Raw genomic sequence first — 18,193 nt, 5'->3', positions numbered from 1 at the left:
GGCCGATCACTCGTCGAATTCGCAGACGGTGTAGAGATTCAGCCCCGAATCGCGTATCGCCTTCGATCCGCCCAGTTGGGGCAGGTCGATGACGGCGGCCGCCTCGACCACGTTGGCGCCCAGCCGCTGCAGCAGCTTCATGCCGGCCAGCATGGTGCCGCCGGTGGCGACCAGGTCGTCCACCAGCACCACCCGCTGCCCCGGGCGCACGGCGTCGGCGTGCATCTCCACCGTCGAGCTGCCGTATTCCAGGGCATAGTGCTCGGCGATGGTGTCGTAGGGCAGCTTGCCTTTCTTGCGCACGGGCACGAAGCCGAGGTTCAGTTCGTGCGCGATCACGCTGCCGACGATGAATCCCCGCGCATCGATGCCGGCCACCAGGTCCAGGCGCTGGTTCATGTAGCGGTAGACGAACAGCTCGATCAGCACGCGGAAGCTGCGGGGGTCCTGCAGCAGCGGCGTGATGTCCCGGAACTGCACGCCGGGCTCGGGCCAGTCGGGCACCGTGCGTATGCGGTCTCGGATGTAGTTCGGGTCCAGGAACATGGCGGGCTCGACAGGAAGGAATCGGGGGGCAACCAGAGGGCGGCGCCCCGGCGGCACAGGACGCCACTGTAACGCAAAGAGCGTGAAGCAAGGATCGTGCCCTTGCTACTATACTGGTAGATCGTCGCAATTGAATGACCGTTGCCACGCGAGGCGACGCGAGGCGCGTTTTTTCGCCGCCCGCCCTCCCGCGGCACCGGCCCGGACCCATCATGAACACCTCAGACAACGGCACGTCCAACGTATACGTTCCCGGCGCTTCCGGCCCCGTCGACGTCATCGACTCGGCCCGCAGCACCCTGGCGGTGGAAATCGAGGCGCTCAAGGCCCTGTCCAGCCGCCTGGACCGCACTTTCGTGCGCGCGGTCGACATCCTGCTGGCCTGCCCCGGACGCGTGGTGGTCAGCGGCATCGGCAAGTCCGGCCACATCGCCCGCAAGGTCGCCGCCACCTTCGCCTCGACCGGCACGCCCGCCTTCTTCGTCCATGCCGCCGAGGCCGTGCACGGCGACCTGGGCATGATCACCGCCAACGACGTGCTGGTCACGATCTCGTATTCGGGCACCACGGCGGAACTGCTCACCATCGTGCCCGTCGTCAAGCGCCTGGGATCGCCGCTCATCGCCATCACCGGCAACCCGGACTCCGAACTCGCGCAGCTGGCCGACGTGCACCTGGATGCCAGCGTGCCGCAGGAAGCCTGCCCGCTGAACCTCGCGCCCACGGCCAGCACCACCACCGCGCTGGCGCTGGGCGACGCGCTGGCGGTGGCCTGCCTGGAAGCGCGCGGCTTCGGCCCCGAGGACTTCGCCCGCTCGCACCCGGGCGGCGCCCTGGGCCGCCGCCTGCTGACCCACGTCAGCGACGTCATGCGCACCGGGAAGGACGTGCCCATCGTACCGATCACGGCATCGGTCACCGAAGCCCTGGTCGAGATCACCCGCAAGAGCATGGGCATGACCGCCGTGGTCGACGGCGACCGCGTGGTCGGCATCTTCACCGACGGCGACCTGCGCCGCCTGATCGAGCGCGAAGGCGACATCCGCAATCTGACCGTGGTTGCCGGCATGACGCGCAACCCCCTCTACATCGGCCCGGACGCCCTTGCCACCGAGGCGGCCGCGCTGATGGACGACAACCGCAAGAACCAGTTGCTGGTGCTCGACGCCACCGGCCGGCTGGTCGGCGCCCTCCATACCCACGACCTGATGGCAGCAAAGGTGCTCTGAGTTCCATGGCGATTCCTCTCCCTCCCCATCCGGCCGAAGCCCTGATCCTGGCCCGCGTGCCGCAAGACGTGCGCGAACGCGTCGCCCGCCTGCGGATGATGATTTTCGACGTCGACGGCGTCCTGACCGACGGCCGCCTGTACTACGGCGAGCACGGCGAAACCGTGAAGCGCTTCCATGCGCTGGACGGCTTCGGGCTGCGCATGCTGCATGAAAGCGGGATCGAGGTCGTGTTCATGACCGGACGCGACTCGCCTACCGTGTCGCGGCGCGCCGCCGAGCTGGGCATCTCCGAGGTCCAGCAGGGCGTGCGCGACAAGAGCGCGGCCGTCACCGCGCTGGCGCAGCGCTGCAACGTCGAGCTGGACGACGTCGGATTCATGGGCGACGACATCATCGACCTGGCCGCGATGCAGCGCGTGGGCTTCGCCGCCAGCGTTTCCGAGGCGCCGGTCTACGTCGCCCAGGCCGCCCACTGGGTGGCCACCCGCCCCGCCGGCGACGGCGCGGCGCGCGAATGCTGCGACCTGATCCTGGCCGCGCAGGGCCGGCTGGGCGGCTACATCACCAGCCGCACCCGCACGACCATCACCGCCGGATCCTCTCCCCAATGAAAGACCGATTCGCCTCCGGGGTATCGATCGCGCTGCTGGCCGCCCTGGTGGCCGGCACGTGGTGGGCGGCCGACTACGCCAAGCGGGCGGTACGGGAAGATCCCCCGCGCCGGCTGACCCACGAGATCGACTCCTTCGTCGAGCAGTTCGTCATGGTCCGCAGCGACGAGCACGGCATGCCCATGACGCGGATGGAAGGCGACCGGCTGGAACACTACCCGGACGACGACTCGTCGGAAGTCACGCAGTTCCGCGCGGTCAGCCAGCGCACCGAGCGGCCGACCATGACGGCCACCTCGCAGCACGCCAGGATGGACCAGGACGGCGCGCGCGTGGTCATGCGCGGCGACGTCCAGTTGCGGCGGCTGCCCGGGCAGGGGCGTCCCGAGCTGAACATACGCAGCGAGGAAGTCACCCTGCTGCCCGACGAGGATGTCGCCTACACGGACCTGCCCGCCACCGTGGTCAACGGCACCACACGCGTACAGGGACGCGGCATGCGCTATGACAACGTCTCGCGCGAACTGAAGGTCAACGAGCAGACACGGGTGCAGATCGTGCCGGGCAGCACGCGGCCGGCCGCGCCCCCGGCCCGACAGCCATCCAAAGGATAGAAACACCGTGCCACATCACCGATTCTCCCGATACGCCGCCCAGGCCATGCTCGCCCTGGCGGCCCTCGCCTGCGGCGCCCAGGCGCTCGCGGCCGCCGCCGACCGCAACCAGCCGACCACGGTGGATGCCGATTCGCTGCGCTACGACGATCTGAAACAGACCAGCATCTTCACCGGCAACGTCGTGCTGACCAAGGGCTCGCTGATCCTGCGCGCCGACCGGCTCGAACTGCGCGAGGACGCCGAGGGCTATCAATTCGGCGTCGCCACCGCCAACGGCGGCAAGCTGGTCAACGTGCGCCAGCGGCGCGAGGGCACCGACGAATACGTCGAGGGCGTGGCCGAGCGCGTCGAGTACGACGGCCGCGGGGAGCTGATCCATTTCATCTCGAAAGCGGTGGTCAAGCGGCTGGCCTGCGAACAGATGGTCGACGAAGTGCGCGGCCAGCGCGTGACCTACAACCAGCGCACCGACACCTATACCGCGACCGGCGGGCCGCAGGCCCCCACGCCGAACCAGCGCGTGCGCACCATCATCCAGCCGCGCGGCCAGACGGCCGCCGGCACGCCGGCGGCGGGCTGTGGCGCCCCGGCTTCGGGCAAGGCCGCGCAATGAACGCGCCGATCGTCGAGGCCGGAAAGCCGGCCGGGGCGCCGCGCGCCGAGGAATCCGCCCAGGGCGAAGGCCGCCTGCGGGCCGAAGGCCTGCGCAAGTCCTACCAGGGGCGCACGGTGGTCAAGAACGTGTCGCTGCACGTGGACGGCGGCGAGGTGGTCGGACTGCTGGGCCCCAACGGCGCCGGCAAGACCACGTGCTTCTACATGATCGTCGGACTGGTGCCGGCCGACGCCGGCAGCATCGACATCGATCGCGTCTCGGTCACCAGCCTGCCCATCCACAAGCGCGCGCGGCTGGGCCTTTCCTACCTGCCCCAGGATGCCTCCGTCTTTCGCCGGCTCAACGTCGAACAGAACATCCGCGCGGTGCTGGAACTGCAGCGCGACGAACAGGGTGCGCCGCTCGGCACGAAACAGGTGAACGAAAGCCTGGAGTCGCTGCTGGACGAATTACAGATCGGACACATCCGCAGCAACGCCGCGATCTCGCTGTCCGGCGGCGAACGCCGCCGCGTCGAGATCGCCCGCGCGCTCGCCACCAATCCGCGCTTCATCCTGCTGGACGAACCGTTCGCCGGCGTAGACCCGATCGCCGTCATCGAGATCCAGCGCATCGTGCGCTTCCTGAAGGGGCGCGGCATAGGCGTGCTCATCACCGACCACAACGTGCGCGAGACCCTGGGCATCTGCGACCGCGCCTACATCATCAGCGACGGCACGGTCCTGGCCAGCGGGCACCCCGAGGAAATCGTCGGCGATCCCGCCGTGCGGCGGGTCTACCTCGGCGAACACTTCCGCATGTAAGCGGTGCCCATGCTCAAACCCGGACTCCAACTTCGCACCTCCCAGCACCTGGCGCTGACGCCGGCGCTGCAGCAGTCGATCAAGCTGTTGCAATTGTCGACGCTCGAACTCGAACACGAGATCGAGCAGATCCTGCAGGAGAACCCGCTGCTCGAACGCGAAGACGATCCCGTGGCGGCCACGCTGCGGGTCGACGCCGACGGCAGCATGCACACGACCACGCCCGCCTCGCCGGACGCCGACGGCGAACCGGCCGGCGACGCCACCGAGGCCCCGTCGCCGGCCGATGCCGGCGATGCGGCGGACCCGCCCGACCTGCCCGACATGCCGGAGCTGCACCGCCCCGGCGGCGAGCACGACGACGACACCGCGCCGCAGCTGGCGGCGCCCGATGCCTCGCTGCGCGAGCACCTGCTGGGCCAGCTCGCGCTCACGCAGGCCACGCCGCGCGATGCGGCGCTGGTGACGGCGCTGGTCGACGAACTGGACGACAACGGCTACCTGGACGTGTCGCTGGAAGAACTGGCCGCGCTGTTCCCGGCCGAGCTGGAGATCGATGCCGACGAGCTGCGTTCCGCGCTGGGACTGCTCCAGTCCTTCGACCCGGCCGGCGTGGGCGCCCGCAACATTTCCGAGTGCCTGTGCCTGCAATTGCGCGTGCCGGACCTCGATTGCCTGCCCGAGGCCCGCGATGCCGAAGTGCTGGCGCTGGCCCGCCAGATCGCCGCGCAGCACCTGCCGCTGCTGGGCGCGCGGGACTACGCCAAGCTGCGCAAGGCGCTGGGCTGCAACGACGACCAGTTGCGCGCGGCCCAGAGCCTGATCCGCCGGCTCGACCCGCGCCCCGGTTCACGCTATTCGTCGCCCGCCGCGGACTATGTCGTGCCCGACGTGATCGTGCGCAAGGCCGGCAGCCAGTGGCGCGCCATGCTCAACGGCGAAGCCATGCCGCGGCTGCGCATCAACCAGATGTACGCGCAGATCCTGAAATCGGAACGCAGCTCGGCCCATCCCGGGCTGTCCTCGCAGTTGCAGGAGGCGCGCTGGCTGATACGCAATGTCCAGCAACGCTTCGATACCATCCTGCGCGTGGCCCAGGCCATCGTCGACCGGCAGCAGGGTTTCCTCAACCATGGCGAGGTCGCCATGCGGCCTCTTGTATTACGCGAAATAGCAGATACACTAGGCTTGCATGAGTCGACGATCTCACGCGTCACCACGCAGAAATACATGCTCACCCCGCTGGGGACTTTCGAGCTGAAGTATTTCTTCGGCAGCCACGTCGCCACGGAGACCGGAGGAGCGGCATCGTCCACGGCGATCCGTGCGCTGATCAAGCAACTCATTGGTGCGGAGGATCCTACCCAGCCACTATCCGACAGCCAACTTGCGCAGACGCTGGGGGAGCAGGGTATCGTCGTGGCCCGCCGCACGGTGGCCAAATACCGCGAAGCGCTCAAGATTCCGCCGGTTTCCCTGCGTAAGAGCATCTAGTACGGATCGCGCCCGCGCGGCATCGCATGCCGCGTATCCATCACCCAATCGCGATGCTAGGGTTAGACCGTACTTGAAAGCCCCGGATAAAGGCTCATCTTTATAGCAACCGCTGAAAACGCATGTGCCAGCCACTTCGATTGCGTGGCGACATCCGGAACGTCGGAGCGACGCAAGCAAAGTGGCACGCTCGTGCCACAAGCGCCCATGCCCTGCGGACATGGGCGCGGGCTCCGGGAGATCTCCCGGTACATTGCTTCAAGGAGGGCTTTACATGAATCTGAGCATCAGCGGACATCACCTCATCGTGACCCCTGCCATACGTGAGTACGTCCTGAACAAGCTCACGCGGGTGCTGAGGCATTTCGATCACGTCATCGATATCCAGGTGCTGCTTTCCGTGGAAAAACTGCGCCACAGCGCGGAAATCACCATGCATCTCCGAGGCAAGGACGTCCATTGCGAGGCCCAAGAAGAAAATCTATACGCGGCCATCGACGCCCTTGTCGATAAAGTCGACCGGCAGGTCATCAAGTACAAGGACAAGGTCCAGCGACCTCGGGTCGAGGAAGCAATGAAAAGAATTCCCCCCCCTACGCCCTGACGGGCGCCCCCCCGGGGGGCGGCACTGGCGGACCGGCGGAGCCGGATCCGCGGTGCCCTGGATAAAACATCGGCTGGCGGGGAAAGGAGGCTTTTCCCGCCGTTGTTACGTTTAAAGGATGGGTTCGCGTCCAGTATCCGTGACCGGGATCGAGAAATGTCGCGCTGCGCCATGGTTTTCGGGGAAGGTCGTCTTGCCTCAGGTGGGCGCTTCCTTCGGGGAACGAGGGCATGCGGCGGTACGCGGAGGTACGGACGGGTTGTTTGCGGGGCACAAAAGTGCCGCTTTTCGTGACAGAACCGGGACGCTGGCTATAATCGACGTCCATCTCCAAAAGATGTCGCCCGGTCCATCCATTGTGCGAATTTGTATCGCCCGACCGGCGCATACGTTATGAATCTGATCTCGCGGATACTCCCCCCTTCGAACGTGCTGCTTGATCTGGAAGTCACCAGCAAGAAGCGCGTTTTCGAACAAGTCGGCCTATTGTTCGAGAACAATCACGGCATCGCCCGCTCGGTGGTGTTCGACAGCCTGTTCGCGCGCGAACGGCTCGGCTCGACCGGCCTGGGGCAAGGCGTTGCCGTCCCCCACGGCCGCATCAAGGGGCTGACCGATGCCGTGGCCGCCTTCGTGCGCCTGGCCCAGCCCATCAATTTCGACGCTCCCGATGGCAAGCCCGTGCAGATGCTGGTGTTCCTGCTCGTGCCCGAGCAGGCCACCCAGGTGCACCTGGAAATCCTGTCCGAGCTGGCGCAGATGCTGTCCAACCGCGCGCTGCGCGAGGCCCTGGCCACCGAACCTTCGGCCAGCGCGATCCACTCGCTGCTGACCCACTGGGAACCGGCCCAGTCCGACGCCGCGGTCTGACCCGGCCGGCCCCGGTCGGCCGCCTTTTCCGTGTGCCCCATGCTTACTATCGAAAAACTGGTCGACGAGAACACCGACAAGATTTCCTTGAGCTGGCTGGCGGGGCGCTCGAACGCGAATCGTTCGCCGCTGCCCGATACCTGCCTGGCCGCCGCCGACCTGGTCGGCCACCTGAACCTCATCCACCCGTCCCGCATCCAGGTCTTCGGCCACGAGGAACTGGCGTTCTACGCCCGCCTGGAAGCCCGCCGGCGCGCCCATCACCTGGATGAACTGCTGGCCAGCGGCGTGCCGGCCATCATCATGGCCGACGGCCTGGCCGCCCCCGCCGACCTGCTGGAACACTGCGAGCAGCGCAACGTGCCGCTGCTGGCCTCGCCCCGCTCGGCGGCGCAGGTCATCGACCTGCTGCGCATCTACCTGGCCAAGAAGCTCGCCCCCGTCACCACCGTGCACGGCGTGTTCATGGACGTGCTCGGCATGGGGGTGCTGATCTCCGGCGAATCCGGCCTGGGCAAGAGCGAGCTGGCGCTGGAGCTGATCTCGCGCGGCCACGGCCTGGTGGCCGACGACGCCGTGGAGTTCTCGCGCATCGCCCCCAACCTGATCGAGGGCCGCTGCCCGCCGCTGCTGCAGAACATGCTGGAAGTGCGCGGCCTGGGCCTGCTGGACATCCGCGCGATCTTCGGCGAGACCTCGGTGCGCCGGAAGATGAAGCTCAAGATCATCGTCCACCTGGTCCGCACCACTTCGCCCGAAGCCAATTTCGAGCGCCTTCCCCTCCAGGCCATGACCCAGGACGTGCTGGCCCTGCCCATACGCAAGGTCGTCCTGCCGGTGGCCGCCGGCCGCAACCTGGCCGTGCTGGTCGAGGCGGCGGTACGCAACGCCATCCTGCAACTGCGCGGCATCGACACCATGACCGAGTTCATGGAACGGCAGATGGACGCGATCCAGAACGGCGAGCCGTAGAGGCCCCCCCTACGCCCTTCGGGCGCCCCCCAGGGGGCGGCGCTGGCGGACCGGCGGAGCCGGATCCGCGGCGCCCTGGCAACCAATAGGCTGGCGTGGCAAGGGGGAAAGAGGGACAGGTCCAGGAGTGTGCGTTATTGTTCAGGCTTCGAACGAACCTCTTTTACGAGGCAAAGCCTGCTGTGTTACGTGTCGTTTTCATCACCGGTATCTCGGGCTCGGGCAAGTCCGTGGCTCTTCGTACCCTGGAGGATGCCGGCTACAACTGCGTCGATAATCTTCCTGTCCGCTTTCTTCACGATTTCATCGCGGCCGCGCACGATGAAGGGCTGCAGCGTGTCGGGGTGTCCATCGACGCGCGTTCCAGCGGGGCGATCGCCAGCCTGCCCGGCACCATCAATGCGCTGCGCGCGCTGGGCACCGAGATCCGGGTGGTATTCCTGGACGCCGACACCGGCACGCTGGTACAGCGCTATTCGGAATCGCGCCGCCGCCATCCGCTGACCGACAAGCTTTTCCACGAAGGCGTGGCCCCCTCGGTCGAAGCCTGCATCGCGCACGAACGCGAATTGCTGGGGCCGCTGCGCGAGCTGGGCCACGTCATCGACACCACGGGGCTGACGCCCTCGCAACTGCGGTCCTGGGTGCGCAACGTGGTGCAGGCCGATACCGTGCCGCTGGTGCTGACCTTCGAGTCGTTCGCGTTCAAGGAAAGCGTGCCGCTGGACGCGGACCTGATGTTCGACGTGCGCTGCCTGCCCAACCCCCACTACGATCCGGTCCTGCGGCCATTGACGGGGCGGGACGCCCCCGTGGCGAACTTCCTGGCGGCCATCCCCAGCGTGGGGCGCATGATCGACGACATCGCCGCCTTCATCCGCACCTGGCTGCCGGAGTACATGCAGGACACGCGCAGCTACCTGACGGTGGCCATAGGCTGTACGGGCGGCACGCACCGGTCGGTCTACGTGGTCGAACAACTGGCCGCGATGTTCGCGGGCCAGGGGCAGGTACTGGTGCGCCACCGTGCTCAAAAGCAGTTCGACCTTTATGATCCGGGCGGTGGCCCCGCCGAGGCGCCGCCGCCTGCCAGACCTTAGCATCCAGGACCCCAGACGATGAAGCAGACCGACCGGCCTCCCCTGCCTGGCGCGCGCCCCACCACCAGCCGCCCCCCGCGCGGGAGGATCGATGGCCCCCTGCTCTGGGCGGCGGTCTGCGCCACGGTGCTCCTGGCCGCCTGCGGCACCACGCCCAAGGGGCCGTCGGGCTCGGGTTCGCGCGGCGGCGGCTACTACAAGGACGATGGTCCGCCGTCCAACCCGCCCGCCAACCTGGACCTGGTGCCCGATCCGCTACCGGCCGTGGAACCCCTGGCCAGCGGCGCCAACAAGCCCTATGTGATCTTCGGCAAGCGCTACGTGCCCGACACCTCCATGCAGCCCTACAAGGTACGCGGGATCGCATCGTGGTACGGGCGCAAGTTCCATGGCGCGCGCACGTCGAACGGCGAAATCTACGACATGTACGCGATGACCGCGGCCCACACCACGCTGCCCATCCCCAGCTACGCCCGCGTCACGCGGGTCGGGACGGGCAAATCGGTGATCGTGCGCGTGAACGACCGCGGCCCCTTCCACAGCGACCGCATCATCGATCTTTCCTACACCGCCGCCTACAAGCTGGGCCTGCTGTCGCAGGGCAGCGGCGAGGTCGAGGTCGAGTGGCTGGGTCCGGAGGAAATCGCCAGGATCCGCAACGAACGCGGCAGCGCCCCCATGCTGGCCTCGGCCCCCGCCCCGGTGGCCGAGGCCGAGGTGGTCGCCATACCGGTGGCCACGCAGGCGCCGGCCGGCCAGGTACGGGAACTGCCGCCGCTGGCTTCCGCCCCGCCGGCAAGCCCCGCTCCCATGGCGGGCGGCGTCCAGGTCCCACTGGCGGCCGCAACGCCGGTGGTGTCGTCGCCGCAATCGGGCATTTTCCTGCAAGTGGGCGCCTTCAGCGGCCAGCGCAACGCCGAGGACCTGGCGGCCCGGATCCGGACCCAGCTGGGGGACCAGACCGAACCGCTGCGCATCGTGAACTCCGACAGCCTGCACCGCGTGCACCTGGGCCCCTACCCCTCGCGCGAGAGCGCGCTGGCGGCCGCGCAGCGCGTGCAGGCGCGGCTGGACATCGCCCCGGTCATCGTCGTGCGCTGACCGGGCGCCGCCGCTATTCCAGCTCGCCGCCCTTGGTCTCGGGCAGGAAGAAATACACGATGACCGCGGCCAGCGCAAAGAACCCTGCAGTGGCTCCCAGGGCGCTGGCGACGCCGTGGGTGGCCGAGAAAAAGCCCACCGCGGCCGGCGCCAGCGCGCTGGTGGCCCGGCCGGTGTTGTAGATGAAGCCCTGCGCGGTCGCGCGGATGCTGGTCGGGAACAGCTCGGCGAAGGTGGGCGCGAAACCGCTGTAGAAGCCGGTGCCGACGAAGGCGACCAGCGGCCCGAACGCCAGCAGCACCAGGCTGGATTCGATCTGCACGTACAGCGGCACGCACACGGCCGAGAGCAGGAAGAACAGGATGAAAGCCATGCGGCGGCCGATCCGGTCGGCGATGTAGCCGAAGCAGATGAAGCCCAGCGCCGCGCCCACCTGCATGATGACGATCCAGGTCGTGGACTTGGTCAGGTCCAGGCCGGCGCCACCCGCGCTGACGGGCGTGGCCAGATAGGTCGGGATCCAGGTGAACAGGCCCCAGTAGCCGCACATGGCCGCGGCGGTGAAGGCCAGGCCGACCACCGTGCTGCGCAGGTGCTGGCCGAACAGCAGCTTCAGGGTGGCGCCGACGCCCAGGCGCTCTTTCTGGCCCGCCCAGATCTCCGGCTCGGACGCATGGCGGCGCACCCAGAACGCAAACAGCGCCGGCACCAGGCCGACCGCGAACACCCAGCGCCAGCCCAGCGTGGGCAGCACCAGCGCCGCGACGATGGCCGCCAGCGCGTAGCCGGCGGCGAAGGCGCTCTGCACCCAGGCCATGACCTTGCCGCGGTGCTTGGCCGGCCATGTCTCGGTAACCAGGGCCGCGCCGGCCGACCATTCCCCGCCCACCCCCAGTCCCAGCAGGAAGCGGAAGATCAGCAACTGCGTGACGTTCTGCGAGAACCCGCACAGGGCCGTGCCGATGGAATAGCACGCGATGCTGAGCACCAGCGATCGCGTGCGGCCCAGCCGGTCGGCCAGGAAGCCGAAAATCAGGCCGCCGAAGGCCGTGGCCAGCAGCGTCATCGAGGCGATGACGCCGGCCGCGCCGCTGTCGAAGTTCAATTCGGCCCGCATCTGCGTGATCACCATGGCGAACAGCATCAGATCCATGATGTCCAGCATCCAGCCTATGTAGGCCGAACCGAACGCGCGCCATTGTTCCTTGGTACGCCCTACGTACCATTTTTCCTGGGCCACGCCGGATAGCGAGGTCGCGGAGGATGCCATACTTCGTCTCCTTGATGTATCGATTAACGATACAAACGTATCGATAAATATTCTATCCGAATATTCACAAGCCATGCATTCATGGTTTACGATAAATGATACGAACGTATTGTTTATCGATACAAACTGGTCCGTTGCCCGGCATGGGGCCGGCCATAGCCTCAGGAGTCATCCATGCGCAGTTTCATCATCAGGCTTTACGAAGACAGCATTCCCGCCGGCCATGCGCCGGTCTATCTGCCGCGCATGCCGCGGTCGGTCTACGTCGTGCAGGGCGGGGTCACGGTGGAATTCCCGGACGGCACCCAGCACCAGCGCCAGGAATCGGCCTGGGTGGGCCAGGACCCGATCGCGCTGGTGGCCGGCGAGGAAGACGCCGTGCTGTGGCGCTGGGAACTGGTGGCGCCCGATGCCCCCGCGGGCACGCTGCGCAGCGCCCCCGGCGCCACGTCCACCCTCAAGCTGCAACAGGAGATCGAACTGGACAGCCAGTTCGACTGGCTGATGCGCTGCGACCGCGTCGACTTCCCGCCCGGCGGCGTGGCGCTGACGCACGTGCACCAGGGCCCCGGCATCCGCTGCTGCCTGAAGGGCGAGATCACCATCGAGACCCAGGGCAAGACCACCGTCCACCCGGCGGGCTCGGCCTGGTTCGAACTGGGCCACGCCCCGGTCCTGGCTCCCACCACCGAGGCCACGGATACCAGCTTCATCCGGTGTTTCATCCTGCCCCAGGGATGCCGCCAGCGCAGCTCCCTGCGCTACGTTCTGCCGGAAGACGCCGGCAAGCCCAAGCGTCAGCATTATCATGTGTACGGCGAGCGCATGCTGACCCTGCCCTGACGGGCATCTTCCCGGCCCCCGGCCGGGGCGGACATGCGTCCATCGAGAACCCACCGGCCTTGCCAAGACACGCTTCGATCCATGCATCCCCCCGCCCCGGACCTCCTGCCCCCCGACGCCACCGCTCCCGCCGCGGACGACGCCCAGACCGGCCATGCGCTGCCGACCTCGGGCGACGAGGCGGCGATCTCGTCGACCTCGGTCATCTCCCTGCGCATCCTGGAATTGATGGCGGCCCAGGGCACCGAATGCGGGGTCACGGAACTGGCCGAACTGCTCGGGATGCCGAAGGCGCGGGTGCATCGTCACCTGACCGCCCTGCGCCAGCAGGGCTATGTCACCCAGAACAAGCGCACCAGCCGCTACCGCGTGGGCTGGCGCCTGTTCCTGCTGGGACGCAAGCTGGTGCAGCAGTTCGACGTCGTATCGCTGGCCAAGCCCATCATGGAAGACCTGCGCAACCGCGTCGGGCAGACTATCGTCATCACCACCTTCGACCCCAACAAGGTCGTCGTGCTGGACGTCGTACGGGGCCGCAGCGCGCTGGAGATCCTGCTCAGCCCCGGCACCCAGTTCCCCGGCTTCCACACCGTGGCCCAGGGCAAGGTCGTGCTGGCCTTCGGCCCGCCGTCGCTGCGCGACGCGGTACTGTCCCAGCCCCTGGCGGCCAGCACACCCAAGACCATCACCGATCCCGACCGCCTGCGGGCCGAGATCCAACTCGTCCACCAGCGCGGCTGGGCCGAGGCGCCCGAGGAAATCTTCACCGGCATCAACGCCCTGGCGGCGCCGATCTTCCAGGCCGACGGCTCGCTGTTCGGCGCCCTGGCCATCGTCGCCTCGATCCACTACCTGCCGGCGCGGGCCCATCCCGACACCGTGAGCGAGCTGATGCAGGCGGCCGCCGCGATTTCCGCCGTCCTGGGCGCGGGTCAGGCGGGCACGGCCGCGCGCTGAAACCGGGACACGCCTGTCCTACCCGCGCGCCGGCGCCCGTCCGATTGAGGCATGCTGGACGACCCGCGTTCCGGTCGCCACGCCATGCTCCTTCCCGCTCCTGCCCGCGCCGGCCTGGCGTCCTTTCCGCTACGCGTCCTTCAGCGCCAGCGCGCGGGCATACAAGGCGTCCCGCGGCGCGCCGGTGATACGGGCCGCCACCTTCGCGCTGTCCCGCACGCTCAATACCTCCAGCAGCGCCCGCAACACCTCGTCGGCCCGGGCATCCAGCGCGCCCGCCGCTTCCTCGGGCGCGGCCTCCACGATCAGCACGAACTCCCCCTGCGCGCGCTGCGGATGCGCGGCCAGCCAGGCCTGGGCCCCGGCCAGCGGCACGGTGGCGATTTCCTCGAAGCGCTTGGTCAGCTCCCGCGCCACGGTCAGTTGCCGCGCGGCGCCGCAGACCGCCAGCAGGTCGGCCATGGTCGCGGCCATCCGATGCGGCGATTCGTACATGACCACCGGCGCCGGCAACGCGCACCACTGGGCCAGCCAGCGCTGCCGGGCGGCCGCCTTGGGTGGCGGAAAGCCGGCGAAGACGAACGCCGGGTTCTCGTCCGAGGTCGCGCCGCTGGCCATCAGCGCGGCGATCACGGCGCTTGCGCCGGGCACCGGCACCACCGGGTGGCCGGCCGCGCGCACCTCGCGCACGATACGCGAACCGGGATCGCTGACGCCGGGTGCGCCCGCATCCGAGACCAGGGCTACCCGTTCGCCCGCGGCCAGCCTGCCGACGATGGCCTGGGCCGCCTGCGCCTCGTTGTGCCGGTGGGCGGCCATCAGCGGGGTGGAAATGCCCCAGGCATCCAGCAGGGGGCGAGTCATGCGCGTGTCTTCGGCGGCGATCACGTCGGCCCGCTGCAGGCAGGCCTGGGCGCGCAGGCTCAGGTCGCCCAGGTTGCCGATGGGCGTGGCCACCACATACAGCGCCGGGGCGGGCCAATGTTGCGCCGCCACCTTGTCCGCCAGCCGTTCCCAGGCGCCCGCGGCGGGCCGGGAGGATTCGATTTCGTTGTCCATGGCGCGAGGATACCGCGCGGGCGCCCATGACGGCGGCGGACACCCAGGCCGACGTCCAGGCCTACGCCCTGGCCCATGCGGCGCAGCGGCGGGCGGCACGCCGCCGCCCCCGTCCGGATCGCCGGCGGGAAACGGCCCCGCCGCCCCGCCGCTCGCCCGCGCAGCAGGCCGGCGACCGGGCCGAGAGCGAGGCGCTGGCGCACCTGCGCGCCGCCGGGCTGGTCCTGGTGGCCCGCAACGTGGCCTGCCGCGCCGGCGAAATCGATCTGGTCATGCGCGAGGGCGCCGTCCTGGTCTTCGTCGAGGTCCGCGCGCGTGCCCGTGGCCGCTACGGCGGCGCGGCGGCCAGCGTGGGCCCGGCCAAGCGGCTGCGCCTGGCGCGCACGGCCGCCTATTTCCTGCGCACCTGCTGGAAGGGGCCGCTGCCCGCCTGCCGCTTCGACGTCCTGGCCTTCGAGGCCGATGCCCCGCCGCGCTGGATACGGCACGCCTTTTCGCTCGAAGCGCTGCCCGGCTTCCGATAGCGAACGGACTCCCATCGGCCGGCCAGGGAAACTATCATTGCCCAAACCGCTCCAACGCCATGGCCGCCGCCCGCAACCGGGGCGTCACGGCCGGTTACAGCGGACACACTTGCCGGCGCGGCCGGCAAGCCGGCCGTTTCCCCTGCATGAGATAATCCCGGCATGGACCTTATCGCCCGCATATCCGCCCATTTCCGCGACGCCGTCGCGCTGTTCGAACACTGCCAGGACACCCTGTCGGCGCCCACCGCGGCCGCCGTGGACGCGCTGGTGTTCAGCCTGTCCAACAACGGCAAGATCCTGGCCTGCGGCAATGGCGGGTCGGCCGCCGACGCCCAGCACTTCGCCGCCGAACTGGTCGGCCGCTTCGAACGCGAACGGCTGCCGCTGGGCGCCATCGCGCTCAATACCGACACCTCCATCCTGACCGCGGTCGGCAACGACTTCGGCTACGACCGGGTGTTCTCCCAGCAGGTCAACGCGCTCGGCCAGCCGGGCGACGTGCTGGTGGCCATCTCCACCAGCGGCAACTCGGCCAACGTGATCGAGGCCATCGAAGCCGCCCATTCCCGCGAACTGCGCGTCATCGCGCTGACCGGCAAGGGCGGCGGCCGCATCGGCCAGATGCTGACGGAAGACGACGTGCACCTGTGCGTGCCGCACGACCGCACCCTGCGCATCCAGGAAGTCCACATCCTGCTGCTGCACGCCATGTGCGACGGCATCGACGCTCAACTGCTGGGAGATCTCTGATGTTTCGCAAACCGGCCGCTTCGGTACGCCCCCTGGTCCTGGCCCTCGTGGTCGCAAGCTCGGCGTGGGCGGTGTCCGCCTGCGCCCCCATCGTCCTGGGCAGCGCCTACGTCGGCACGATGGCCGCCACCGACCGCCGCACCGTGGGCATCCAGGTCGAGGACAAGAACATCGAGCTCAAGACATCCAGCCGCCTGTCGGGCCGCTATGGCGACAAGGGCCACATCAACGCCAACGCCTACAACCGCAAGCTGCTGCTGACCGGCGAAGTCCCCGACGAGGCCGCCAAGCGCGACGCCGAGGAACAGGCGCGCGGCGTCGAGAACGTCCGCGCCATCGTGAACGAGCTCCAGGTCGGCATCCCCACCTCGCTGGCCACCCGCTCGAACGACGTCTTCATCGAAGGCAAGATCAAGGCCTCGCTGGTGGACGCCAAGGACCTCTTCGCCAACTCCTTCCGCATCACGGTCGAGAACGGCGTGGCCTACCTGATGGGCCGCGTCACCGAACGCGAAGGCAAGCGCGGCGCTGAGATCGCCGCCGGCGTGAGCGGCGTCAAGAAGGTGGTCAAGGTATTCGACTACATCACCGAAGAAGAACTGCAGGACCTGTCCAAGGTGAAGGCCGAGCAGGACCAGTCGCAGGCCGCCAGCGGCGCGTCCGGCAGCCGCTGACCGCCGCCCCCGCCCGCCGCGACGCGGGCGGGCCGCGCATCCCGGCCTATAATGGGCCGCATCGCGGGCGCGGACACGCGCCGCCCTGCCCGCCACGCAACGGATCGCCCCCTATGCCGATTTCTGCCCCCTTCAACGGAACCGCCCGCGCCCAGCGCGGTGCCGCCAAGCTGGCCGCCATCCTCGTGGTCGCGCTGCTGGCCGCCGCCGGCGCCTGGTTCGCGCTGGCCCCCGCCGCCAAGGCGCCCGACACCACCTTCACCTCCATCCACGGCGACACGTTCACCACCGAAAGCCTGCGCGGCAAGGTGGTACTGGTCAACTTCTGGGCCACCAGCTGCGTGACCTGCGTGAAGGAAATGCCGATGATGGTCGAGACCTACAAAAAATACGCGCCGCAGGGCTATGAAATGGTCGCGGTGGCCATGAGCTACGACCCGGCCAACTACGTGCTCAATTTCGCGCAGTCGCGCGAGCTGCCCTTCAAGGTCGCGCTCGACCCGATGGGCGAGATCGCGCGCAGCTTCGAGGACGTCAAGCTCACGCCCACCTCGTTCCTGATCGACAAGCAGGGCCGCATCATCAAGCGCTACCTGGGCGAGCCCAACGTGGCCGAGTTCCACGCCACGATCGAGAAGGCGCTGGCCAGCTGACGCCATGAGCGCGCCCTCCCGCATCGTCCGCATCGATCACCGCTCCTGGAACGACGCGCCCGGCCAGGCCGGCGCGTCCACGCCCGTGGCCGAACTGGAACAAGGCAAGGTCCTGTACTTCCCCGAATTGCGGTTCGAATTGAGCCAGGCCGAGACCGGCCTGCTCGACCCCGCGCTGGTCGACCCCAAGCGCAAGAACATCAGCCTGAACGCCACGACCGGCAAGCTGACCGGCGTGGCCGTGGAAGACGAGCGCCAGGCCGCCATCGGCGCGCTGGTGCGCCGCTACTACGAGACCACGCGCCGTTTCCTGGACCGCCTGCTGCCCGAGTACGCCTCGCACCTGCACGCGCCCACCACCAGCCTGCGCCTGCATCGCATCGGCACCTGGAAGATGTCCTGGCGCAAGGACGACACCCGCCTGCACGTCGACGCCTTCCCTTCGCGGCCGGTGGGCGAACAACGCATCCTGCGCGTCTTCAACAACATCAACCCGCACGGCGACACCCGCCTGTGGCGGGTGGGCGAAGCCTTCGACACGCTGTCGGCGCGCTACCTGCCGCAGATGCCGGCCTACCGCCCCGGCGTGGCCTGGCTGCTGCACAAGCTGCACATCACCAAGAGCCGCCGCAGCGCCTACGACCACTTCATGCTGCAGTTGCACGACCGCATGAAGGCCGATGCCGGCTACCAGCGCGACGGGCTCCAGGAAAGCATCGAGTTCCCGCCGGGCAGCACCTGGATCTGCTTCTCGGACCAGACTCCGCATGCGGCCATGACGGGGCAGTTCATGCTGGAGCAGACATATCTGCTGCCGGTATCGGCCATGGCGCATCCGGATGCTGTCGCCCCAGCGGGTGCTGGAGCGGCAGGTGGCCGCCGCACACTAGGGCC

General features: G+C 68.5%; 20 protein-coding genes and 1 pseudogene. 18 read left to right on the top strand and 3 right to left on the bottom strand.

Features of this window, described 5'->3' with window-relative positions:
- Positions 1-6: 6 nt before the first annotated feature.
- Entirely contained in the window at positions 7-546 is a 540-nt protein-coding gene (locus EV675_RS09105; protein WP_124687806.1) for an adenine phosphoribosyltransferase, read from the bottom strand.
- 212 nt (positions 547-758) lie between these two features.
- Between EV675_RS09105 and EV675_RS09100 the strand changes: the two genes are divergently transcribed.
- The 11 genes from EV675_RS09100 (at position 759) to EV675_RS09050 (ending at position 10,566) form a co-directional block, all read left to right on the top strand.
- Positions 759-1,775, top strand: coding sequence for a KpsF/GutQ family sugar-phosphate isomerase (locus EV675_RS09100; protein WP_130356941.1), 1,017 nt, complete (start codon positions 759-761; stop codon positions 1,773-1,775).
- Between the two features lie 5 nt (positions 1,776-1,780).
- Entirely contained in the window at positions 1,781-2,389 is a 609-nt protein-coding gene (locus tag EV675_RS09095) for a KdsC family phosphatase (RefSeq protein WP_130356940.1), read from the top strand.
- Positions 2,386-3,003, top strand: coding sequence for an LPS export ABC transporter periplasmic protein LptC (lptC, locus tag EV675_RS09090; protein WP_130356939.1), 618 nt, complete (start codon positions 2,386-2,388; stop codon positions 3,001-3,003). The genes EV675_RS09095 and lptC overlap by 4 nt, the downstream gene beginning before the upstream one ends.
- A 7-nt stretch (positions 3,004-3,010) precedes the next feature.
- Entirely contained in the window at positions 3,011-3,619 is a 609-nt protein-coding gene (lptA, locus tag EV675_RS09085) for a lipopolysaccharide transport periplasmic protein LptA (protein ID WP_242621366.1), read from the top strand.
- Complete coding sequence (lptB, locus tag EV675_RS09080) at positions 3,616-4,425, top strand: LPS export ABC transporter ATP-binding protein (protein WP_130356938.1); 810 nt, start codon at positions 3,616-3,618, stop codon at positions 4,423-4,425. Before lptA ends, lptB begins: the two co-directional genes overlap by 4 nt.
- A 9-nt stretch (positions 4,426-4,434) precedes the next feature.
- Complete coding sequence (locus EV675_RS09075) at positions 4,435-5,919, top strand: RNA polymerase factor sigma-54 (protein WP_130356937.1); 1,485 nt, start codon at positions 4,435-4,437, stop codon at positions 5,917-5,919.
- Positions 5,920-6,193: 274 nt separating this feature from the next.
- Positions 6,194-6,523, top strand: coding sequence for a ribosome hibernation-promoting factor, HPF/YfiA family (hpf, locus tag EV675_RS09070; RefSeq protein WP_124687799.1), 330 nt, complete (start codon positions 6,194-6,196; stop codon positions 6,521-6,523).
- 393 nt (positions 6,524-6,916) lie between these two features.
- Complete coding sequence (gene ptsN / locus EV675_RS09065; protein WP_087837517.1) at positions 6,917-7,393, top strand: PTS IIA-like nitrogen regulatory protein PtsN; 477 nt, start codon at positions 6,917-6,919, stop codon at positions 7,391-7,393.
- 39 nt (positions 7,394-7,432) lie between these two features.
- On the top strand, positions 7,433-8,365 hold the full coding sequence (hprK, locus tag EV675_RS09060) for an HPr(Ser) kinase/phosphatase (protein ID WP_124687798.1): 933 nt from the start codon (positions 7,433-7,435) through the stop codon (positions 8,363-8,365).
- A gap of 182 nt (positions 8,366-8,547) precedes the next feature.
- Complete coding sequence (gene rapZ, locus EV675_RS09055; protein WP_130356936.1) at positions 8,548-9,465, top strand: RNase adapter RapZ; 918 nt, start codon at positions 8,548-8,550, stop codon at positions 9,463-9,465.
- 18 nt (positions 9,466-9,483) lie between these two features.
- Positions 9,484-10,566, top strand: a complete 1,083-nt coding sequence (locus EV675_RS09050) for a septal ring lytic transglycosylase RlpA family protein (protein ID WP_165404511.1) — start codon at positions 9,484-9,486, stop codon at positions 10,564-10,566.
- Positions 10,567-10,579: 13 nt separating this feature from the next.
- Here the strand turns inward: EV675_RS09050 and EV675_RS09045 are convergent, their stop codons facing one another.
- Positions 10,580-11,836, bottom strand: a complete 1,257-nt coding sequence (locus tag EV675_RS09045) for an MFS transporter (RefSeq protein ID WP_130356935.1) — start codon at positions 11,834-11,836, stop codon at positions 10,580-10,582.
- Positions 11,837-12,010: 174 nt separating this feature from the next.
- Here EV675_RS09045 and EV675_RS09040 point away from each other — a divergent pair, with 174 nt between their 5' ends.
- Positions 12,011-12,679, top strand: coding sequence for a cupin domain-containing protein (locus EV675_RS09040; RefSeq protein WP_130356934.1), 669 nt, complete (start codon positions 12,011-12,013; stop codon positions 12,677-12,679).
- Positions 12,680-12,760: 81 nt separating this feature from the next.
- Positions 12,761-13,636 (top strand): IclR family transcriptional regulator, encoded by an 876-nt coding sequence (locus tag EV675_RS09035; protein WP_165404510.1) that lies wholly within the window; start codon positions 12,761-12,763, stop codon positions 13,634-13,636.
- Positions 13,637-13,765: 129 nt separating this feature from the next.
- Here EV675_RS09035 and rsmI read toward each other — a convergent pair whose 3' ends face one another.
- On the bottom strand, positions 13,766-14,695 hold the full coding sequence (rsmI, locus tag EV675_RS09030; protein ID WP_130356932.1) for a 16S rRNA (cytidine(1402)-2'-O)-methyltransferase: 930 nt from the start codon (positions 14,693-14,695) through the stop codon (positions 13,766-13,768).
- A gap of 26 nt (positions 14,696-14,721) precedes the next feature.
- Between rsmI and EV675_RS09025 the strand changes: the two genes are divergently transcribed.
- The 5 genes and pseudogenes from EV675_RS09025 to kdoO form a co-directional block, all read left to right on the top strand.
- Positions 14,722-15,219, top strand: coding sequence for a YraN family protein (locus EV675_RS09025; RefSeq protein ID WP_130356931.1), 498 nt, complete (start codon positions 14,722-14,724; stop codon positions 15,217-15,219).
- A gap of 162 nt (positions 15,220-15,381) precedes the next feature.
- Positions 15,382-15,972, top strand: coding sequence for a phosphoheptose isomerase (locus tag EV675_RS09020; RefSeq protein WP_124687792.1), 591 nt, complete (start codon positions 15,382-15,384; stop codon positions 15,970-15,972).
- On the top strand, positions 15,972-16,646 hold the full coding sequence (locus EV675_RS09015; protein WP_130356930.1) for a BON domain-containing protein: 675 nt from the start codon (positions 15,972-15,974) through the stop codon (positions 16,644-16,646). Before EV675_RS09020 ends, EV675_RS09015 begins: the two co-directional genes overlap by 1 nt.
- Before the next feature lie 113 nt (positions 16,647-16,759).
- Positions 16,760-17,299, top strand: a complete 540-nt coding sequence (locus EV675_RS09010) for a TlpA disulfide reductase family protein (RefSeq protein ID WP_130356929.1) — start codon at positions 16,760-16,762, stop codon at positions 17,297-17,299.
- 4 nt (positions 17,300-17,303) lie between these two features.
- Positions 17,304-18,158: pseudogene (gene kdoO / locus EV675_RS09005) on the top strand (Kdo hydroxylase KdoO); the annotation flags it as partial.
- Between the last annotated feature and the right edge of the window lie 35 nt (positions 18,159-18,193).

The organism is Pigmentiphaga kullae (assembly GCF_004216695.1).
Lineage (GTDB): Bacteria > Pseudomonadota > Gammaproteobacteria > Burkholderiales > Burkholderiaceae_B > Pigmentiphaga > Pigmentiphaga kullae.
The sequence above is the reverse complement of the archived record's forward strand: the minus strand, read 5'-3'. Positions and strand labels throughout refer to the sequence as shown.

Coding starts and splice junctions, on each gene's coding strand:
- EV675_RS09105 (WP_124687806.1), bottom strand. CDS start 546: ATGTTCCTGGACCCGAACTACATCCGAGACCGCATACGCACGGTGCCC.
- EV675_RS09100 (WP_130356941.1), top strand. CDS start 759: ATGAACACCTCAGACAACGGCACGTCCAACGTATACGTTCCCGGCGCT.
- EV675_RS09095 (WP_130356940.1), top strand. CDS start 1,781: ATGGCGATTCCTCTCCCTCCCCATCCGGCCGAAGCCCTGATCCTGGCC.
- lptC (WP_130356939.1), top strand. CDS start 2,386: ATGAAAGACCGATTCGCCTCCGGGGTATCGATCGCGCTGCTGGCCGCC.
- lptB (WP_130356938.1), top strand. CDS start 3,616: ATGAACGCGCCGATCGTCGAGGCCGGAAAGCCGGCCGGGGCGCCGCGC.
- EV675_RS09075 (WP_130356937.1), top strand. CDS start 4,435: ATGCTCAAACCCGGACTCCAACTTCGCACCTCCCAGCACCTGGCGCTG.
- hpf (WP_124687799.1), top strand. CDS start 6,194: ATGAATCTGAGCATCAGCGGACATCACCTCATCGTGACCCCTGCCATA.
- ptsN (WP_087837517.1), top strand. CDS start 6,917: ATGAATCTGATCTCGCGGATACTCCCCCCTTCGAACGTGCTGCTTGAT.
- hprK (WP_124687798.1), top strand. CDS start 7,433: ATGCTTACTATCGAAAAACTGGTCGACGAGAACACCGACAAGATTTCC.
- EV675_RS09050 (WP_165404511.1), top strand. CDS start 9,484: ATGAAGCAGACCGACCGGCCTCCCCTGCCTGGCGCGCGCCCCACCACC.
- EV675_RS09045 (WP_130356935.1), bottom strand. CDS start 11,836: ATGGCATCCTCCGCGACCTCGCTATCCGGCGTGGCCCAGGAAAAATGG.
- EV675_RS09040 (WP_130356934.1), top strand. CDS start 12,011: ATGCGCAGTTTCATCATCAGGCTTTACGAAGACAGCATTCCCGCCGGC.
- EV675_RS09035 (WP_165404510.1), top strand. CDS start 12,761: ATGCATCCCCCCGCCCCGGACCTCCTGCCCCCCGACGCCACCGCTCCC.
- rsmI (WP_130356932.1), bottom strand. CDS start 14,695: ATGGACAACGAAATCGAATCCTCCCGGCCCGCCGCGGGCGCCTGGGAA.
- EV675_RS09025 (WP_130356931.1), top strand. CDS start 14,722: ATGACGGCGGCGGACACCCAGGCCGACGTCCAGGCCTACGCCCTGGCC.
- EV675_RS09020 (WP_124687792.1), top strand. CDS start 15,382: ATGGACCTTATCGCCCGCATATCCGCCCATTTCCGCGACGCCGTCGCG.
- EV675_RS09015 (WP_130356930.1), top strand. CDS start 15,972: ATGTTTCGCAAACCGGCCGCTTCGGTACGCCCCCTGGTCCTGGCCCTC.
- EV675_RS09010 (WP_130356929.1), top strand. CDS start 16,760: ATGCCGATTTCTGCCCCCTTCAACGGAACCGCCCGCGCCCAGCGCGGT.